Source organism: Nitrosovibrio sp. Nv6, assembly GCF_900110495.1.
Taxonomy (GTDB): domain Bacteria; phylum Pseudomonadota; class Gammaproteobacteria; order Burkholderiales; family Nitrosomonadaceae; genus Nitrosospira.
This window is the reverse complement of the sequence record NZ_FODX01000001.1, coordinates 950,150-967,506: the sequence shown is the minus strand read 5'-3', so window position 1 is coordinate 967,506 and position 17,357 is coordinate 950,150. Positions and strand designations below refer to the sequence as shown.

Below are 17,357 nucleotides of genomic sequence, written 5' to 3'. Positions count from 1 at the left end.
GGATTTGACAAAAACGATTGCCGGGCGTAATTTAATTGCGAGTGTCATTCGACATTCGGCTTGTGTGCGCCGATTTGATATTCAGCTTGCGGGCGCATTATAAATTCGGCTAAAGCGGGAAAGAACCCGTTTTGGCGAATGCTGGACGGGTTTTTTTGAAGGAGATTCGCATGTCTGATGATTTTGAGCTGGAGACCCTGGCGTTACACACGGGAATCCATCGCAGCCAATTCAACGAACACTCGGAGGCCTTGTACCTTACCTCAAGTTTCGTATTCGATAGCGCTGCCCAGGCCGCGGCACGCTTTTCCGATGCGGAGCCGGGCAATATCTATTCGCGTTTTACCAACCCCACGGTCACCGCTTTCCAGGAGCGGCTTGCAGCGCTGGAAGGGGCGGAAGCCTGTGTGGCCACTTCCTCCGGTATGTCAGCCATCCTCGCCTGCGTGATGGGACTTCTTTCCGCTGGGGATCACATCGTTGCATCGCGCAGCCTGTTCGGCGCGACAGTGAGCCTGTTCAATAATATCCTCAAACGTTTCAATATCGACACGACGTTTGTTTCCGCCACCGACATCGCGGCATGGGAGGCGGCGGTAAAACCTGGCACAAAACTGCTGTTTATAGAAACGCCGTCGAACCCGCTTACTGAGATTTCGGACATCGCCGCGCTTGCCGCCGTGGCAAAAAAAGCCGGTGCATGGCTTGCCGTGGATAACTGCTTCTGTTCGCCGGCGCTGCAGAGGCCGTTGGATTTGGGCGCCGATCTTGTGATTCACTCGGCGACCAAATATCTTGAGGGCCAGGGGAGGGTGTTGGGCGGTGCGGTTCTCGGCAGGCGTGATCTGGTGATGGACAAAGGAATATTCGGCTTCCTGCGCACTGCCGGGCCGAGCCTGAGCCCCTTCAATGCGTGGGTAATTCTGAAAGGAATGGAAACTCTCAAAATTCGTATGGATGCCCATTCCGCAAATGCCCTGCAAATTGCCCGCTGGCTGGAAGCACAGCCCAGCGTGGCGAGAGTTCATTACCCTGGCTTACCTTCGCATCCTCAGTATGAGCTTGCCAAACGCCAACAGAAAACCGGCGGCGGAATTGTTTCATTTGAGCTGAAGAACGGAAAAGAGGCGGCATGGCGCGTTGTGGATTCTGTTCGCCTGATTTCGATCACCGCCAATCTGGGTGATACGAAGAGTACGCTTACCCATCCCGCCACCACTACGCACGGCCGCATCAGTCAGGAAAACCGGGATGCTGCGGGGATCACCGACGGTTTGCTGCGTATCGCCGTCGGGCTGGAAGCGGTGAGGGATCTCCAGGCTGATTTGGCAAGAGGGCTGAACCCGTAATAACGATGCAACGGCGTATTTACGCTCGTCGTATCGCAGATCGCGTACTCACGACTTTGGCCTATGCCTGATGATTCAATTGCTTTGTCGGAAAACTTGTCTTGCAGCAAAGTAGAAATCACAACGCTATCCGAATCAGGTTTTACACAACCTGCAATGGTAATTTAGCTTCAGCGGCGCGTAGCTTCATAGAGCGGCATAACGGTTGGCAGCAGCGACTCAATCTGTTGGACCCTGGTTGAATCTGCGGGATGACTGCTCAGGAATTCTGGTAACTGCCCGCCGCTCTTGGCATTCATCATTTTTTGCCATAATGTAACGCCGGCACGCGGATTGTAACCTGCGCGTGCGGTCAATTCCAACCCGATACGGTCAGCTTCAGCCTCGTCGGTACGGCTAAAATGGGTTGCGATAAAGGCTTGGTAGCCAATGCCGGCAAGATCAGTCGCAGCCTGACTGAGGCCAAACACCGCGGACCCTACTCCCAGCGCTGTCTGCGCGGCGATTGCCTGCGACACCTGCTCACGCGAGTGTTCGCGCAACGCGTGGGCGATTTCATGACCCATCACAACCGCAATTTCCGCATCTGTGAGTTTGAGCTGATTGATCAGTCCGGAATAAAACATGATTTTGCCGCCGGGCATGCAGAAGGCGTTCAGCTGATTGCTGTCGATTATATTGACTTCCCACTTCCAGCCAGGCGCATCCTTGCGAAAGACGGCTGTTTGCGGTTCGATTCGGCGGGCTATCGCCCGTACCCGCTCCAGCATCTTTTTATCCTTATTCAATTCACCCTGCTCCGCCGCTTCCGACTTCAGCTGGTTATAGCCTTGCGCGGCCGTTTGCTCCAGTTGTTCGGAAGATATGAGCAACAGTTGAGATCGGTCTGCGCCAACCGCACCGCCCGTAGTGGTCGTCGCGCATCCTGTTAGGATGACTAAAAAGAGACTAACGGATACCGCTGTAAGGAAGCGAAAAGTGGACATGATTTTCCCCTGACAGAATTAGATATTCTTTCCCGTGATCAGCAGCTTTTATTTGATTACTCAAGAGCGGTTGTACGTCGCCTTCGCCCAATAATGTTGCCTTGAAGGCAACGCTGTTTTCTTCCTCGTGTTCAATACACTTGCTCGGATGAATGCTCGGGCATGGCAGGAGTGCCGGCAGAAGATACCTGGTTAAATCATAGCTGATAAATGCGAACAAAACTATGCCTGAGCCAATGCTGCATAGCGGACATCGCAGCTCTTTGAATACTGCTGCGGATAGTCCGAATTCAATAATCCGTAGCCACCTGTGCTGGGGGAGGTCAGGAACACCCTCGGGTCGCGCAATTACCTTTCGTACGCTTTGAGGCAACACTCCGTGTCAGGAAATTATCCTCTTAAACCACTTCCGCCTTCTCCAGTACAACGTCTTCCAATGGTACATTCTGATGGCCGCCTCGATTACCGGTCTTCACTTGTCTGATCTTGTCTACCACATCCTGGCCTTCCACCACCTTTCCGAACACGCAGTAGCCAAACCCTTGGGAAGTGGGTGAGCTGTAATCAAGAAAACCGTTGTCTGCCACATTGATAAAAAACTGTGCAGTGGCGGAGTGTACGTCAGATGTCCGGGCCATAGCGACAGAATATTTCTCATTCTTCAGGCCATTGGCCGCCTCGTTCTGAATCGGTGCGCGGGTTGGCTTCTGATTCATGCCCGGTTCGAATCCACCTCCCTGGATCATGAAACCGTCAATAACCCGGTGAAACACCGTATTATCATAATGTCCACTTTTCACGTAGTCTATAAAATTCTGGACGGTTAACGGGGCTTTTTCGTTGTCGAGTTCGAGCGTGATGGGACCGTGATTGGTTTGCAGTTTGATCATGTTTTTTCCTTGTCTAGCGGCTTGATTTACCAATTTACCAATTAGCAATGGGCTAATTTATCAATGTACCAGCACCGGCGAAGGCTCTGTCGGGATGCGTTTTATTTTTTCAATGACTACAGTCACGTTAGGCACGTCGGCCGGGAAGGGGCCGGCCGGCCCGGTAGGCGCCTCGGCAATCCTGTTGACAACTTCCATTCCTTTTACGACTTTTCCAAACACGGTATAGCCATAACCCCGGGCTGTGGGTGCAGTATGATTGAGAAAAGCGTTATTGGCGACGTTAATAAAAAATTGCGCCGACGCTGAGTGCGGGTCCGATGTGCGAGCCATTGCAATGGTCCCTGTCTCATTCCTGAGGCCATTGGCTGCCTCGTTCTCGATGGGCGGTCTTGCCGGTTTTTGTTTGAGCGTTTTTTCGAACCCGCCCCCCTGGATCATGAATCCCGGGATGACACGATGAAATACCGTCCCGGTATAGTAGTCATCCTTTACGTAGCTTAAAAAATTTTGCACCGTTTTAGGCGCCTTATCAGGGTAGAGCTCCACTACTATACTACCTAAATTGGTCTTTATTTCAACCAGCGGATTGGCGGCGTAAGTGGCGGCGCTAAAGAAAAGAAGTGAGAACACCGCGAGAACTTTATTGATGGGCATGGGGTTTCCTGTAAGGGGGAAAAAGAAATAAATGATGAGCTATCGGCCTATACGGCGCTTTCATAGATAATTTTCCACTGGCCTTTTTTACTTTCCCTCATCCAGTATTGGCGTTTTTTTATTCTGTTTGAATGGTTGTTACTGGAATATTCCTGGTCGAAATTGACGACCATCAGATCGTCTCTTCCAGGATAGAGAAACATGCCGATATTCCTGATTCCTACTTTGATCCAGTTTTTGGCAGAATTGACCTGGCGTTTGTGCTGCGACCATTCCGCCAGATTCTGGCTTCCACTGAAAAAATCCCGCCCGTAGTTTCCGATATAAGCCTCGATATTCCCACTTTCCCAATCGCGCCGCCAGTTTTCCAAGTGCTGGATCAGTTTGTTGCGCAGGACGCCCGCGTCGCCCGGTTTTATCCATTCTATTTCGTCGCTGATGATCACGGGTGTTATGCCAACTTGCAGTCGCTTAGCCACGGTGTGCAAGTCCTCATTGGCGAGCACTACGCAACCATCGCTGGCACGGGGCGGGCGGCTATAAGTATCCGAGGGGGTGCCGTGAATCCAGATGCCGGAACCGCTGCGTCCATTCCGCCTGTCCCATTCGTTGGGATAATTGATGGGAAATGCTGCGCCACCATAAAAATCAGTGAGTTTCTCCCGGGGTACGTTAGCGGTCACAAAATAAACACCGATGGGAGTCTTCTTGTCTCCTTCCTTCAGCTTTTGCGACCCGTTCTTGCCGCTGCTGATGTAATAATCAGCGAGATAGCGGGCCCGGCCGCCTACATTCTCGTATATATATAGCCGGGATTTACTGGTATCGGCAATAATCGCATAGTTCTGTTCTGGCGGCATTTGCACAAGATACTTGGGCGTCATATTACGGGGAACGGGTTCCCGATAGTGCTGCACTCGGGCGAGCGCTTCTTCGCGTAAATCAGTAATGTGCTGTTGCGAGAGCCCGGCAGTATCGCCCATGTTGCTGATCGGGCGCGAGCGTGCCAGCAGCAGGTCGCCTTTAATCAGTTGGGCAAGACGAAAGTTGGGATTGGTCTTGAGCAGCTGTTCGACTCCGCTCAAAGCGGAATCCATGCGGCTTTCCGCGATTTCCTGCAGACTTTTGACGAGCTGCATTTCCGGTCCTGTTACAGGTTCGGGCAAGGCCGAATGATCATTGGCCAGTGCGCCGGAGGCCAGGAGCCCGAATGCGGCTATTACCGATGTGAGAATCGTAGCTGTAATAAATAATCTGCGGTAGTCAGGGTGTTTATGGGTAATCAGGCTGTCGGCCGATTTCATCGCCCGACCCGTTCCTGCTGTATCAGCCATTTTTCTCCTGTCCTGACCATCTCAAGTGTTTTGGTCGTATTACTCTTGATTGCATCAGAGTGATAGGATTGTTTGAAACTTACACTGGCATGGGTAGCGTCGATAAAGCTGACGTTGGGACTGGCGATGGCGACATGGATGGATTTGGGTTTGCCGATGCGCGCCCGGCGGGTTTTTTCCCAAGCCGCGCGCGACGAGGCCCCTTGAGGACGAAAGCTGCTTGCATAGAATGCGAGATATGCGGCGGCGTCTTTATCTGACCAGGCTTTGGCCCAGGCGTCCACAGTCTTGATGATCTCATCCGAATCGTCCGAAACCGGCGGGTTTTCCGGGACCGGTTTTTCAGCGGCTGCGGTTTTTTCGGTCTCCGGCTTTTCCGCTTTTTCTTCGGACTTCTCCGCCGTTTTTCCCGGCGCTTTTTCGGGAACGATTGCCGGCGAATTTTCGGCCGGCGCCAAGGAAGCGGATGGGAGTGCGGATGCGGTTTGTACTTCTTTGGGCTTACCCGTGAACAAGTCTTTGATCATCGCGAGCTTGGTTTGCGCAGCGGCGTTATCCTTGTTCAGCTGCAACGCCTTGCCATACGCCTGACTTGCCATTTTTGCATAAATATCACCCAGATTCTCATGCGCCGTAGCATAGCTGGGATGGGTACGTATCGCCGCTTCAAGCGCACCCTTGGCCTTGTCATATTGGCCCTGGCCCGCGTAAAGCACCGCGAGATTGTTATGTGGCTCGGGCAGATCCGGATATTCTTCCGCGAGCGAAGAAAATATCCTGATAGCGTCGGCAGTCTTCTTTTGCTCCGTAAGTATCAGACCTTTATTGAAACGCATTTGCGCATCCTTTGGCCTGAGGGAGAGATATGCATCTGCCTGCTCCAGCGCCTTGGCAAGATTGCCCTGTTTGTAGAGTTTGACAACTTTATCGTTTTCCTCGGCAAGTGCGGCAAGACTCGACAGCAGTAGCAGCGCGGCGGCTATGGATGCACTTATACGGCGAAAATGCAGCGTTTTCATTATGCTATACTGCTCCGATTTTTGTTGGGGTTATCCAGAATCCTGGAGATTCTACCAAGAAGCCTGTCCATATCACAATCTCGCCAGATGCTCAAAATCCATAACTCGCTCGCCAGAGAAAAACAGGACTTCATCCCCCTGACTCCGGGCAAGGTCAAAATGTATGTGTGCGGCATGACCGTCTATGACTATTGTCATCTGGGCCATGCACGGATGATGGTGGTATTCGATATGGTACAACGCTGGCTTCGGACGAGTGGCTTTGATGTTACATACATTCGCAATATAACCGATGTGGACGACAAGATTATCAAACGTGCGCAGGAAAACAATGAGTCCATCGAAGCGTTGACCATGCGTTTTATCCAGGCTATGGAAGAAGACGCCGCCGCGCTTGGTGTGGCGGCGCCTTCCTGTGAGCCGCGAGCTACCAGGCATGTGGAAGATATGATTGCCATGATCCGCATTCTGGTGGATAAAAACCTTGCCTACGCAGCGTCCAACGGCGATGTGTATTATGCCGTACATAGATTCCCCCGGTATGGAAAGCTTTCCGGAAAATCACTCGATGATCTGCGTGCGGGCGAGCGAGTGATCGTTGATCCCAACAAAAAGGATCCGCTGGATTTCGTGCTGTGGAAAGCCGCCAAACCCGGCGAACCGCAATGGGATTCGCCTTGGGGCAGGGGGCGCCCCGGTTGGCATATCGAATGCTCCGCCATGGGTGAGCGTTATCTGGGCGAACACTTCGACATACATGGGGGTGGTCAGGACTTGCAGTTTCCTCATCATGAAAACGAGATTGCACAAAGTGAAGGTGCGCATGATCATCCTTTCGTCAACTACTGGATGCATAATGGTTTCGTGCGCGTCAACGATGAAAAGATGTCCAAATCTCTTGGCAATTTTTTTACCGTGCGGGAAATTCTCGCCCGCTACCCGCCGGAAGTGGTGCGCTTCTTTATCCTGCGTGCCCATTATCGCAGCCCGTTGAACTATTCGGATCAGCATCTCGACGACGCCAAACGCGCGCTCGATCGGCTTTATACCGCGCTGAAAAGCGGGGAAGCCGGCGAAACTGCGACAGCGATAGATTGGATAGATTGGGATGAACCCTACGCATTGCGGTTCCGGGAAGCGATGAACGATGATTTCAATACATCCGATGCGGTAGCGGTACTGTTTGATCTCGCCAACGAGGTCAACAAGACCGCGTCACCGAAGAATATCGAATTAATGAAAGCGCTGGGCGGCGTGCTGGGGTTGCTGCAACAGGATCCGCAGCAATACTTACAGGACGGCGGATTAACAGGAGATTCTGCGTTCCCGCCGGAACGCATCGAGCAGATGATCCAGCAGCGCCTCCTTGCCCGAGCGGACAGGAATTATAGTGAAGCAGACCGCATTCGCAAGGAATTGCTGGATGCCGGCATTATCCTGGAAGATGGCGTGCAGGGCACGACCTGGCGGCGGGAATAAATCTTGTCTGGGTCAAATCTGACCCATGCTTAACCAGGTCAAGCTGGATAATGCCCATCTTCAAGTGTTTTTTTTCTCATCTTGGGGATTCAGGGACTTTTGATTCTGTGCCAATCGAAAAACTTTCTTTTCAGTACCGGTAATGACACAGTCAATAATTCCCTGTTTTAGAAGGTCCTCCAAAGCCCGCTCTATGACATCCCTGGCAGTCTCATAACGCTGGCGACAAAGCCAATATAAGATAATTCCGTCCACAGTATCAGCGGCAGAAGGATGAGCACGCAGATACTCGACGATCTCCTGACGGGGGTCTGGCGGGATATTACCTGTAGCCATCTCATTAAAGTCCGTAACAAAAAACTCAAGTTAGGAAGGTTGTTTACGGTTTGAAATTTTTATAAGTGCAATAGCATCTAGAAGCAATAATCATGCCGATAATATTTAAAAGAATAAATTATGTTCGAAACCTGTTTGCTGCCGAGGAAATTAATTCCCCTTACTACTCTTCGTCGAAGAATTTCACGCCGTCGTAAAAATCTTCGACACTAAAAGGCCAAAAATGGGCGCGGATTGGATAAGAGCTTCTTTAAGCGGTGTGCGTTGTTGAACAACCGGATATGCCAGGCGCAACTAAGTGTAGGAAACACAGTTTGGGGTTTCGGGGATTGACTTTGGAGTTCCAAGGCTTATTCGACGGGCCAGGATGCTAGATTGAATAAAACAAATAATGGGAGGGAAAGAAGATAGTCGCTAAACGACTTCAGAATTGACAGAAATGAGTCAGGCATGTTTGCACAACCAGTAATCTTCGAAGCGTGTCTATCAGACGCCACGTGTGACTATAGGATTACCAAGTAGAAAGATCAAACGGGTTATGTATTTGGGGTCTCGCACCCATTAATTCCATGTTTCTTTAGAAGCTTACCGAAAGCACGCCTCTCTTTTCCAGCGAGTCGAGCTGCCTGGCTGACGTTGCCGCGAGTCCGGGCGATTAGCTGCGTAAGATATTGTCGCTCGAACTGCTCCAAAACCGCAGATTTCGCAGAAGAATATGATGTGTTCAAAAAACCTGTCAATCGACGCTCGAAAGTGCGCCGTCGCTCGGAGCTGTAATGCACAGGAGAGGTCAAGCGCAATGTCGTATCGTCGCAGACTACCGTTTCCCTAAAGATAAGCCCTTCCAGTTCACGAATATTGCCGGGCCACGAATAGCGGCTAAACCAGTCGCAGCTTTCCTGATCCAGTTCCCTTGCATTGCAAGGAAATTTTAGCCTGCAACGATTAAAAAATACATTTGCCAGTAGCATGGCGTCGTCTTCCCGCTCGCGGAGGGGCGGTAATCTCATCCCAAGAATTCGCAGGCGATATAGTAGATCGCTACGAAAGGCATGAGATTGGACAAGATCATCCATGCTCGAATTCGTCGCGGCAATTATGCGGACATCCACCTTCCGTTCGACTCGAGCACCAATTGGACGATAAGTGCTGTCCTGCAGAAAACGTAATAATGCTCTTTGAGCCCGGGGAGTAAGGGCATCGATCTCGTCGAGAAATAATGTGCCCCCCGCGGCGGTTTCTACGAGCCCGGGTTGGTCGGCTCTTGCATCCGTAAATGCGCCTTTGACATGCCCAAAGAGCTCACTCTCTATCAGATTTTCTGGAAGCGCGCCGCAATTTATAGGTACGAAAGCCTGGTCGCGGCGGGTGCCGCGATAATGTATCGCACGAGCGGCCATCTCCTTTCCGGTGCCCGTTTCTCCTTCAATAAGAACCGGCGCTTGTACTTTCGCCAGCTTGTCGATAAGAAGAAGCATCCGTGAAAATGCGGAGGAATTTCCGAGAAGGATAAAACGATCCGTTGCCCGTTCAAATTCAGACGTTTCATTTGCCGTAACGACCCCTGTTGGCGGCGCGGTTTTATAAGTACTGTAGGTATCGTGACCTTCCTGATTCATGTTTTTTTCCCTTTAACGTGTAGTTCGAGAAATTTTCGTTAAAGTTCGCAGATAGCGATCTATTCTCATGCCCTTCTTGAGATGGATTTTAAAGCAGCTTATCCACCTGAATCGGGTTACAGAAGAATGTGGGAACGGGCAGCAGCGGTCTGTACGATAGCAAACAAACAACGGAAAGCATCAATTTGCGAGGTGAAACAATCCCAGGTGGACGCGCGTATTTTTTAAGGGCGGCTGGCAGCTATAGATGGTGAAGCAGAGCTTCGGCAAAGCGGTGGTTCCCGTCTAAAGGAAGGGGACAATGACAATAGGAGCTGGATTGCCACCATAACAGCTCTCCCGGCGCAGCTTGACGGATATAGCCTCGCGCAGCAGAAATCGACCACATGCACATGCATTCTTCCGGAATAATAACGTCCATCGTTATGGAGCAAGTCGATGAATTTTTCGGCCGCACCTCCCCGTATTATTCGGTGATAGAGGTTTCCACTGCGACGAGCGATACGGTGCTATATCCCGTGCTTTGTATCTCGAGCGAAAGTGTACTGCACTCGGCATCAAGGTCTCCTCCCTTAATCTCGTATGTCTTATCGTACGGACCACTTCCTATTTCCTCTTCGAGCAGTTTGTTGGCTGCATATTCTCTGCTTCCGACATGCTTCTGTTTGGCAGGGTCCCAACCGCCTCTGAATAATGTAATTTTCATCTTTTTTTCGTTTTCCTGGCCAGCGACCCTCAATCGATGAATTTGTGAGGTACCGGGAGGCAGCGGAATCGCCATCGTACCGCCTGCACCCTTGGTATTGGTTTTCCCGTCGTAGTCCCTATGCGCTCTTGCTTCCGTGACGCCAACTCGGTAAGGCGGTGGAGGGGGCGGAGTATTATCCTGTGGAATAGGGATAGGTTGAAAGGGCAGTCGCAGCCAACCCCTGCGCATACCTGGACCGTATGCAGAAGTGGTTACCGGCCCAGGCGCACGGGGCTCCTCCTTGATCGTGCAGCGGCAATCCTCTGTTTCAGCAGCGGATAGCAATAAAGGCGCATAATAATGCCGCGGTCCGTGCGGCTCAATGGCAGCGGGGATAATATTGTTGTCGTCATCTCGTTTCGGTTTGCCATTCGGTTCCAGCTCATCCGGCCACTCTATCTCTCCGGTGGCAACACGCGCGGGGATGAGCCAATGATCCCCGGCACGATACTCCGCATCTTCGCTTTTGTTTTTAACGAATTGGATTTGTACTCCGTCTTCAAGCTCTACCCAGCCAGTTGTTTCAGAACGCGAGGTAGTATCTGCTTCAACGATCTGTAGGGCGCCGCTAAATGCTGCCAAATCGCCGGCATGATCCCAACGTCGGAGAAACGGATACAGATTTTCTATCTCTGCTTCCGTATAAGAAGGCAGTACTGTTTCACTGGGTAACGAAACTGTTATGCTCAATTCGGAGCGATTGATTGTTTCAACTTTCGCGAGTGGGCCGGCATACTTACCCATTGCAATACGTTCGTCCATAAACTCAACCCAGTCCCCCGGTTTAAGGCCCAGATGCTGATCGCGTCCCAGGTGCTCAAGCGTCACCTTCGTTCCGGCGAGCTCGCGGATCGGAAACGTGACGGACCCATTGTCTCGCGACCATTTGAACGTCGCGCCGGCCTCGTTATCACTGGCTCTTCCGCCCTTATGCACCTCCACGCGATACAACTGATTCTCGGCGCCACGGTAGCGCGACTCCGGTGAGATTACACATAACTGATCGGCATCCGGATCATCGTGTCGCGCACGGGCCCGCAGTTTGCCATCCCCAAGCATCGGCAATTTGCATTTACCATGCGAATTGTTGTCGAGCGAATCGCATGAGAGAGAATCTCCCAACAACACTTTTACTTGCCACACGACCTTGCTTCGGCTACACGTATCGGGTCCACCCAATGCGACTTCCCGGATATCCTCGTCCTCTACATACGAGATGTGCCGCTCCCAGACGTCGAGATAGAACAATAGATCCTTATCCTTATCCTTTTGACAATTCTGAATTTCCTGTAGTGGGAGTTGATTTTCGGAACCATTGCCCAGTTGCTCGGTGTAAAGAATAGCTCGCTCATTTTCCACCAGGACGCCTTCTACATAATAACGCCCAGGGCCAATTACAATATTCTGGTTTCTCAAAGTATCTATCAATAACTTTTGTCGCGCTTCGTTCGGCTCAAAAGTTTTAATTTTTTGCTCGATTTCGTCTTTATTCGCTTTCTCGCTAAGGAAGAGAATTTCGAAGCCCCGATTATCCACGGGTCCTGCGTGCGGACCAAGAATATCCTTGGCCAAGGTGCGCAGGTAATGCAGGAGAATAGCATTCTGTTCATTCCAGTCCGCATCGAGTTGAACGCGACCCTGCTGCATCAACACACGGCTAAAGTGTTTGCCTGGATCGAACGTGTCGCGTGAGAAATCTCCTTTCATCTTTGTTTTCTCCTAGTTTTCAAACAGAATGCCTGCCTCCATACCTGCAGGCGTATATTCATCCAGCCGAGCGCGCAGGTTTGCAGTTCTTTGCGGGTTGAACAGTTCGTGAAATACGCCCATCTCGGATTCGCCCTCGGCGCCGCGGGAAATCTCTTCCGCGCAATCGATCGCGAGCTGACAGTACGCAGGCGTGCCATAGTGCGAGCTCTCGAAACGGGGCCGTACACGTTGCGATTCGCGTTCTTTGGCTCGCGCCTTTTCACTAGGCAAAGGCGGTGGCTTAACTTCGTCCAAAGCGGCGATAACGTGGTCAGGCTGACAGTGAAACCGTTGCGGTGTACGGGAACCGGGTGCAACATAGCAGAAGCGCATGCATCCTTTCTGGCGGCGGCCGACCCGAATCAGGCTCATGAAGATCGAGTTCTCTGCCGATGTGATCGCGTGCGTATTGACCTTTCCGATTATCGTGCTGCGCACGACTGACAAGTGAGCGAAGGCCAGCGGCCAGCTTGGGGCGCCGATAGCAACACGCTCTTCACTGGTTGCATCAACAATGCTATCGCTGATCGAGATTTCAACCGGGTCGGCTTGCACCTCGTCAGCAGCAACGTAAATCGAGCCGATAATGCTTGCCTCGACAATAACTCTCGCATTTGTATTGAAAATTTCCAGGCTGGGCTCGTTTGGCCGCCGCGGTTCACAGCTGGATTCGAGTCCCCACCCAGGGACCAATGTCGAGTGGCGAATAACTACATCGCAGAGATCGCCTTCAGCGAAGCGTTCGGGATTGGCGGGGTCAGGGCCGTTGATTTGCAGGCCTCGACCCATCACGGTCAATCCGTCAAGCTTGAAGCGGCTCGCTTTTTTGCCGGATATGGTGAAGGCATCCGGACGATCGCTTACGTTATCGATCAGCCGAATTACCGGCCGGGTGCGATTGGCCGCCCTCAGCTGTAGACTTTCTCCCGCCTCCAGGAGGATTCTCAGTGGCTCGCTGTATACTGAGCTATCCTCGATCTCGATCACGGCGGCGCGCAAAGCTTCCTTATCTTTGCGCCATTTTTCTTTCTCGACGTCTCCGGCAGGCTCCGATCCCAGCGCCTGCTGATCCTGGCGCCACTTAGCAAGCGCGGCATTGATAGTCTCGAATGTGTCCGTTGAAGGTTTGTCGTTGGTCACTCGATAAAGTGTGAAGTTGACTGGCTCGGATAGACTACGGTTATACTCTCCGCCTCCCATATCAGCGCTGAAAGCATAGTGATAGGTGACCCAAACGCCGCGCTTTGGCAACTGTCCCGCAGGGAAGACAATGCGGCCCAGGACAGGATCCAACGCAACCTGATTTCGTTGGGCTCGATAACGCCAATCGGAAAGGTCGGCTGGAATAACGAACTCGGCCGGAATGGGCTGGGGAGTTCTTCTCGTCGGATCTTTATCCTTTACCGGCCAATCCGGCGCATAGATTTCGATACTCTTGTTCGCACCATAATAGATAGCCGACGCTTGCGTTTTTAATGGTCGCAAGGCTATGCGTTCTTCTAGCGCACGGCGCCGAATCGGCGCCGGTAGATTGATTTCTTCTGCGATATGGGTCGGCTCCTCTTCCAGTTGGGGTTTTGCATACAGTGGCGTATTATTTCCCAGCACACTGAACGTGAAACACTGCGGCCCTATGCTCTCAAGACAATAGGCTGGCGCATGCGTTACCGAATAGGGCTTCAAGCGCCAGACAAACAGGCCAACGCTCGGGATGTTATAGCGTCCCGGCGAGCGATGCGATGCGATGCGCTGCACATCCACCGTATGCGCCAACCGTTCGAATGGTCCGTCGATTAAATCGAGAGCGTTGCCATCGCGAAGGGCAACCGTTTGTCTGCGGGTAAGCCGCTGGTGGTTCAGGTGCTGCGTCCAACCGAGCAGGGTGTAGAACTCTACTGCGCGCGCCGGCCAGCCGGCAACGTTGTTTGCGAGCAACTCAATCAATGATAAGGTGCCTTTGCGCCTGCGGGAGCCCAACGTCGCTGCCACATCGCGGCGAGGGATCAGGATTTTGTTCCGGTTCCACCCGTCGGTTGTTTCAACCGACCGCGGGTCGCCTGCCTGGTGCACCGCTCGATAGCCAATCAGATCGGCGATGTAAGGGACGACCCAATCCTCGCAGGTTTCAATAAACCAATTGTCGTAAAGCTGCGCGATGTCATCCTCTATCACGTCGACCTGTTCGCTGATGACTCTAAGCAGGGCCCGAAGCGGATAGCCGCGCTCCGCGTCGCGCACGCGATGAATGGCGGGCAGTAGCTCATACAGGCGATCGGACGAGGGGCTCATGGCTTGATCTCCTGCAAAATCAGCGTATCCGGCACCTCTAACGAAAGATAAGCGATCTGCGTAGATTCAATGGGAATGCGGTGCCCGAGTTTGAAGCTGGATCCCACCGAGTCTGCGGAGGCAGTGAAACCTTCGAGCAGCGCATTTTCCGAAATCGTGTCGAAGACATCGACATCCACATACGCCACACCAGGAACGCCCTGGATTATCTGGATGGCATCGGCGAGAAACAGGTCATCCCCCAACTCCAGCTTCTCGAAACTGAAGGCGTCGAGTAGCGCCGTGCGAATCTTTGGCTCAAGGCTCTCCCACAGATAATCCGGATGTACACTGACTTTCGCGCTGATGACCAAAGCCAACCGTTCGCGTACCTTGAGTTGGATGGGTAAATGCGGATCGCCATGGCGATGCAATGCATCAAGCAAGTTGCGATAGAGATCAGAAGTGACTTCGATGGGAATATCATCCGCGCCAGCAATGGTTACCTGTACCAACTGCCTGCGGCCGTCGGTCAAACGCACAGCCGCCGCCTTGCCGATCCCGGCAAAGGTGCGGGTAAAATCCGCATAATCCGGTGTTGAAACCAGACGGTCCAGTGCCATTAGGGCAAGCGGCGCGTTCTTGCGTGCCTGATCGCGGCCTTCCCTGTCCGCGCCGCCGGAAGCCCGGATCGGATTGATCACCGCTTTCACGCCGAGTGGCCGCGTGGCAAGCAGGCTGATCTGATTCGCCTTTACGTTGCCGGGCTTGCCGATGCCACTGCGATAAATCGACCTGATGTTTTCCTGCCCTGTCGGCAGTCTTGCGCCACGCTCGCCGTTGCCGAAAGTTATCGAAGTCTTTTCATTATCATCCTGGGATGTGATGAACTTCCGGTCATTGCGACCAAGCGCCGGGAGGCTATCGGTCTCGTGCCACTGCACATCATTCACGCGTATTTCAAGCGTGCTCTCGATACCCGAAACCGTTGGGGCGGAAACATAAGTGAGGGGATACTGCTTCAACTCGAACGATTGGAATGCTTTTGACGCATCGCCACTCCCTAGAACTTCCCTGCGGGTCTCACCGTGGGTGGCCTTCACTACGTTAGCATAAAGAGTTACGGTATCCCGTTTGTAGCAATAGGCGAGCTTTTTGTCGAATCTGATAAACGTATGCAGTTTGTCACCTGGCAGGGGCTCCTCGATGGACTGCTTATCCTTACTCTCTCGGGGTACGGTGGTTTGGTTCCTGGTTTTGGTTTTCTGTATTATCTCCGAGAGCATTACCAGTTCACTGGCTTTTACGCCAGTCGTGCCGGGAATATCCGCACGCTCACCCGATATAATCATCCACCTGCCGGGCTCGAACCCGTCGTAAAGCCCGTCCAGTTCGATTTTATCGTCACAAATGTCTTCATGGATGGGTTCGTCCGCAAGGGCTAGTTCCTCGCTCTGGCAGTACATTGTTGTGGCACGCAGTATGGGAAAATCATCCGGAAAATCAGCCTCCTCAGGACAATCACGAGGCTCCTTCACTTCAGCTTTTTTGGCATCCCACCATTTCTCCGAGAACGTCAGCTTGCTAGTCTTGCCGGTTAACCCATATGCTGCGCGGGATACCGACACCACATTCTTGATAGTTCTCACGAAAGAACAATGCTCTTCCCTCATCTCGTCTTTTGGTCTTTGAATTATTACATAGCTGCCTGCCACGACCTGATCGTAAACTGTATCCAGGTACGCCATATTCTCTGCTTCGTCATCTGCAACCGTCCATTCGCACCATTCGCTTTGCGGTTTCAAATTGCCGGCGTTGCCACTAGGTCCCCCCGTAGGAAGGAGTGGCGGCGGTTCATACCGAGGCTCTTTCGGCGCGTTATGCCCGAACAACGATGTCACCTTGCGTAACACATAGACCTTGATTTCCGGCTTTTCCGTCACTTGGGCGCTGGCGAGCGCGGGATATAGTAGCGAATGCAAACGAGGCGATAGCGTGGACAACAGTTGAGGGAAAATTTCCGCCTGTACCGCAAAGGTCCTTTGCACAGATCGTTCCAATTGCTTTGGGCTAGCGGGGGGAATGGACGGCGGCGTCCGTAACTTGTCCAAGAAGGCTTTATTTACCTGAACCGTTATCTCTTCCTGAGGCGCCTTCTTGATGCAGGATTCCTCACCAGGCTCGGTCGACAGTGGAATACTGCCGCCATCCCACATGCGCAGGGTAATAAGGGTGCGATCCGCCTTATTGTCAGGCTTGACCTCGTAAACACGAAATGCGGTGGGTTTTTCGTTCCCAAAATCGATCAACAATCCATCATTGGGTTTCAGATTGGTGGCAATACCTTTCAAATACAATCCATTTTCCCCAATCGTCGCCGGGGTCTGAGGTTGCGTCATGCGGGGTTTCAATCCATTCCATTCGTAACGCGCTTCAAGTGGCTCGGAGGTTTCGAAAGCCTGCATCTGCTCGCCTGGCGCGGGGATGCTGTTCACGCGCGCCCCTTGAGGTATCTCCACCGGCTCCGAATCCTTCTCGATGGTATAGGCGAGATGTACGCTGGAGGCAACGCCGGGACGCAGGCGGTAACCGACAAGCCGCGCCTGCTCCAGTATCGAGCGCCGTTCAGTGGCAGTGCGCAGATAGCCTTCGTTGACGATGCGTTCCTGATAGAACGTGAGGACATCTCCAACCGTAGCCCAGGCATCCAGCAGCGCGAGGCTGGGGTCGCTAGTCTCTCGTGTTTTTAGTGCCATCAACTCGGGAAATTCATCGCCCGACAAGCGCGCCTGCATGGTTTCGAAAAAAGTGGCGTGAGTGCCGACCCGATAGCGTAGTGCGCTCAGCCCCGGCCGGTTGACCGTGGTAAGCGGGGTAAGTACGTCCGGGCCTTCGCAGCAATCGCAGGGCAATTTCATCTTCC

The 17,357-nt window shown here is 52.6% G+C and carries 12 protein-coding genes; 2 read left to right on the top strand and 10 right to left on the bottom strand.

Annotated elements, in window-relative coordinates:
* Positions 1 to 170: 170 nt before the first annotated feature.
* On the top strand, positions 171 to 1,349 hold the full coding sequence (locus BMX66_RS04565) for an O-succinylhomoserine sulfhydrylase (RefSeq protein ID WP_090878769.1): 1,179 nt from the start codon (positions 171 to 173) through the stop codon (positions 1,347 to 1,349).
* 170 nt (positions 1,350 to 1,519) lie between these two features.
* Here the strand turns inward: BMX66_RS04565 and BMX66_RS04560 are convergent, their stop codons facing one another.
* The 5 genes from BMX66_RS04560 to BMX66_RS04535 form a co-directional block, all read right to left on the bottom strand.
* Positions 1,520 to 2,335, bottom strand: a complete 816-nt coding sequence (locus BMX66_RS04560) for a M48 family metallopeptidase (RefSeq protein WP_090878767.1) — start codon at positions 2,333 to 2,335, stop codon at positions 1,520 to 1,522.
* 398 nt (positions 2,336 to 2,733) lie between these two features.
* Entirely contained in the window at positions 2,734 to 3,225 is a 492-nt protein-coding gene (locus BMX66_RS04550; RefSeq protein WP_090878763.1) for a peptidylprolyl isomerase, read from the bottom strand.
* Between the two features lie 60 nt (positions 3,226 to 3,285).
* The gene (locus BMX66_RS04545) at positions 3,286 to 3,882 is read right to left on the bottom strand and encodes a peptidylprolyl isomerase (RefSeq protein WP_090878761.1); all 597 of its coding nucleotides are present in this window, start codon (positions 3,880 to 3,882) and stop codon (positions 3,286 to 3,288) included.
* A gap of 47 nt (positions 3,883 to 3,929) precedes the next feature.
* Positions 3,930 to 5,216, bottom strand: coding sequence for a L,D-transpeptidase family protein (locus BMX66_RS04540; RefSeq protein WP_255398808.1), 1,287 nt, complete (start codon positions 5,214 to 5,216; stop codon positions 3,930 to 3,932).
* Complete coding sequence (locus tag BMX66_RS04535; protein ID WP_090878757.1) at positions 5,183 to 6,235, bottom strand: tetratricopeptide repeat protein; 1,053 nt, start codon at positions 6,233 to 6,235, stop codon at positions 5,183 to 5,185. The genes BMX66_RS04540 and BMX66_RS04535 overlap by 34 nt, the downstream gene beginning before the upstream one ends.
* 87 nt (positions 6,236 to 6,322) lie before the next feature.
* Here BMX66_RS04535 and cysS point away from each other — a divergent pair, with 87 nt between their 5' ends.
* Entirely contained in the window at positions 6,323 to 7,714 is a 1,392-nt protein-coding gene (gene cysS / locus BMX66_RS04530; RefSeq protein ID WP_090879871.1) for a cysteine--tRNA ligase, read from the top strand.
* Positions 7,715 to 7,774: 60 nt separating this feature from the next.
* Here the strand turns inward: cysS and BMX66_RS04525 are convergent, their stop codons facing one another.
* The 5 genes from BMX66_RS04525 to BMX66_RS04505 all read right to left on the bottom strand — a co-directional run bounded on the left by BMX66_RS04525 (position 7,775) and on the right by BMX66_RS04505 (position 17,352).
* On the bottom strand, positions 7,775 to 8,050 hold the full coding sequence (locus BMX66_RS04525; protein WP_177168727.1) for a helix-turn-helix domain-containing protein: 276 nt from the start codon (positions 8,048 to 8,050) through the stop codon (positions 7,775 to 7,777).
* A gap of 536 nt (positions 8,051 to 8,586) precedes the next feature.
* Positions 8,587 to 9,669 carry a sigma 54-interacting transcriptional regulator gene (locus tag BMX66_RS04520; protein WP_090878755.1) on the bottom strand — a complete coding sequence of 361 codons (1,083 nt, stop codon included), beginning with the start codon at positions 9,667 to 9,669 and terminating at the stop codon, positions 8,587 to 8,589.
* 466 nt (positions 9,670 to 10,135) lie between these two features.
* On the bottom strand, positions 10,136 to 12,124 hold the full coding sequence (locus BMX66_RS04515) for a DUF6519 domain-containing protein (RefSeq protein ID WP_090878753.1): 1,989 nt from the start codon (positions 12,122 to 12,124) through the stop codon (positions 10,136 to 10,138).
* A 12-nt stretch (positions 12,125 to 12,136) separates the two neighbouring features.
* Entirely contained in the window at positions 12,137 to 14,455 is a 2,319-nt protein-coding gene (locus BMX66_RS04510; protein WP_090878751.1) for a hypothetical protein, read from the bottom strand.
* Positions 14,452 to 17,352, bottom strand: coding sequence for a putative baseplate assembly protein (locus tag BMX66_RS04505; protein WP_090878748.1), 2,901 nt, complete (start codon positions 17,350 to 17,352; stop codon positions 14,452 to 14,454). The genes BMX66_RS04510 and BMX66_RS04505 overlap by 4 nt, the downstream gene beginning before the upstream one ends.
* Positions 17,353 to 17,357: the final 5 nt, after the last annotated feature.